Genomic DNA, 2,721 nt, shown 5'->3' with positions numbered 1-2,721 from the left:
ACTGTCTTTCAACTTTTAAATAACAACGGTTTAGCTATTTTCAATCTAATTTATATTTTTTGTGCACAGAACCTACTTAACAATAGCTTTTTTTGAGTAATTAGATGAAAGATTTAAATACTACGCTCCTTTTGGAAAAGATTCAGGATGGAGTTATAGTATATGATTCTAATTCAATGGTGATCTTTGTTAATTCTAGTGCTTTAGATGTACTTAAAATGCAAGAGCAAGAGATCCTTAATAAAAGCTTTGATGATATTAATTGGACATTACTTAATGCTTCAGGTGATAAGCTTAAGAAAGAGCATTATCCTGCTTATACAGTTGCTTTAAAAGCTAATAATATAATCAATCGCATAATAGGTTTGACAAATGAAAATATAGAAGAACCTATCTGGATGTTAACTAATGCATATAGAGATAATGGTAACGTTGTAGTAACTTTTAGTGATGTAACACATAGATATACTCATGCATTTCATGATATTGTTGAGCATGCAATCGATGGTGTAATAATTACAAAGGCTGATAATATTGATAAACCTAACGGTCCTGAAATTATATATGTTAACGATCATCTAATGGAGTTAACTGGATATATTAAAGAAGAGCTAGTTGGTAATACCCCAAGAATCTTTCAAGGACATGATACCAGTAAGGAATCAATGTCAAAGGTCAGAAAGTCCTTAGAAGAAAAATCTCCAGTTAGAGAAGTAATGTTGAATTATAAAAAATCAGGTGAGGTATATTGGGTAGATATGTCCGTTTTCCCACTAAGTTTAGCTCCTGATGATACAATAACCCATTTCTGCTCGATACAAAAAGATATTACAGAGATTAAAAAGTCAGAGATAGAAAGCGTTAAGGATGCTCAAAAAGATCCTTTAACTGGACTCTTAAATAGAAGAGGGTTCAGAAAGAAATATGCAAACTTTGATAAGACTCAGTCTTTTTCTATCATTATGATAGATGTGGATCATTTTAAGAAAATAAATGATAAGTTCTCACATCTACATGGAGATAAGGTGCTTATATCTTTGGCAAGTATAATTAGCAAGTACTCTCGGAGTGATGATTTAGCTGTGAGATTTGGTGGAGAAGAGTTTATAATTTTCTTGCCTGATACAAGTAAGTACGATGCAAAAAATGTTGCTGAGAGGATACGTCTTAAAGTACAAGAACAGAAATTAACCATAGATGATCAAAGTATCGATTATACTATAAGTTGTGGTATAGCAGCTAATGACAATTTATCGACGAACCAAACTATAAAAGCTGCTGACAAGGCGTTATATCAAGCTAAATCTCAAGGTAGAAATAGATCTGTTGTCTTTTCCTAAAGGTAAATAGTAAAATTTTATAGCGATTTTCTTGATAGAATAATTTTACTATAGTTATTATACACGGGCATGATATATGAAGCGAATTATCTATTTATGGCTTGCTTTTATCCTTAGTTTAACTACTGTTTATGCAAGTACACACCAGTGGTTAAAGTTACCTCCAACACCAACATTACCAAAGGCTGAGAAGTCTGGGTATGCAAATGTAAATGGTATACGTTTATGGTACGCGGAGTTTGGCAAAGGTAAGCCTGTAATAATGCTACATGGAGGCGTTGGTAATTCAAATTACTGGGGAAATCAAGTAAGAGCATTAGAAAAGCATTATAAAGTTATTGTAATTGATAGCCGTGGTCAAGGGCGTAGTACTAATGATGGTAGCCTGATCACTTATCAGTTAATGGCTTCTGATGTTGTTGCTTTTATGAATTCTATAAATCTTAAAAAAGCTGCTATAGTCGGATGGAGTGATGGTGCAAATACAGGTCTTGAACTTGCTATTAACTATCCAAGTAGAGTTTCTAGACTTTTTGCTTTCGCGGCTAATTCAAATCCTAAAGCAATTAAAGATTATGCCAAGAGTCCTGTCTTTAGTAAATATGTTGCAAGAAGTCAGGTAGAATATAAGAAGCTATCTTTAACACCAAATGGATATGATAATCTCTTAAAAGAGATTGCTAATATGTGGGCAACAAAACCAAACCTTACGAAAGAGCAGCTAAACTCAATTAAAGTTCCAGTATGGATCGTAGATGCTCAAGATGAAGAGGCCATAAAGAGAGAGAATACTTTATATATGGCAGATGAGATTCCTAATGCTGGATTGTTAATATTGCCTGATGTGAGCCATTTTGCTTTTTTACAAAATCCTAAGTTATTTAATGACTGCTTATTAGACTTTTTATCAGCTAAAAGAGAATCAATAAGTTAGAGCTACTGTATAGTCTAATTCATTTAATTATCTTCATTTAAGTATTCTAGAACATGATTAATAGCGATTTTTGCTTTAGAAGCTAGTGCTTCTTGTGTGTTAAATCCAATGTGAGGTGTAGCAATTATATCTTCTCTATTTAAAAGTGTATTATCTGGTTTTAATGGCGGTTCAATATCAAAAACATCAATTGCAGCGCCTTTTAGCTTTTTATTATCTAGGGCGTCAATTAAATCTTGTTGATTAACTATTGGGCCTCTTGCACAGTTAATCAAGTAAGCAGATGGCTTCATTAAGTTAAAATAATGTTTGTCTATTATAACCTCAGTTCGATAATTACTTCATGTCTAAATATTTATAATTATTGATTTTGATCTATCCCGTCAATTTGGGACACTTTTGATGTCAGAAAAAGGAGAGAGAAATGGCTTACAAAAGATACCCAGA

3 protein-coding genes are annotated in these 2,721 nt (G+C 32.6%); 2 read left to right on the top strand and 1 reads right to left on the bottom strand.

Annotated features, from left to right (window positions below; translation table 11 throughout):
- Positions 1–104 precede the first annotated feature (104 nt).
- Positions 105–1,340 (top strand): diguanylate cyclase, encoded by a 1,236-nt coding sequence (locus AB8E56_RS11500; protein WP_329481245.1) that lies wholly within the window; start codon positions 105–107, stop codon positions 1,338–1,340.
- Positions 1,341–1,416: 76 nt separating this feature from the next.
- Entirely contained in the window at positions 1,417–2,274 is an 858-nt protein-coding gene (locus AB8E56_RS11495) for an alpha/beta hydrolase (RefSeq protein ID WP_329481243.1), read from the top strand.
- A gap of 23 nt (positions 2,275–2,297) precedes the next feature.
- Here AB8E56_RS11495 and AB8E56_RS11490 read toward each other — a convergent pair whose 3' ends face one another.
- Positions 2,298–2,594 carry an NAD(P)-dependent oxidoreductase gene (locus tag AB8E56_RS11490; RefSeq protein ID WP_329481247.1) on the bottom strand — a complete coding sequence of 99 codons (297 nt, stop codon included), beginning with the start codon at positions 2,592–2,594 and terminating at the stop codon, positions 2,298–2,300.
- Positions 2,595–2,721 lie beyond the last annotated feature (127 nt).

It is taken from the genome of Francisella sp. 19X1-34 (genome assembly GCF_041102755.1).
In the GTDB taxonomy this organism is placed as follows: Bacteria; Pseudomonadota; Gammaproteobacteria; order Francisellales; family Francisellaceae; genus Francisella.
Note: the sequence above shows the minus strand (reverse complement) of the source record. Positions and strands in the feature narration are given on the sequence as shown.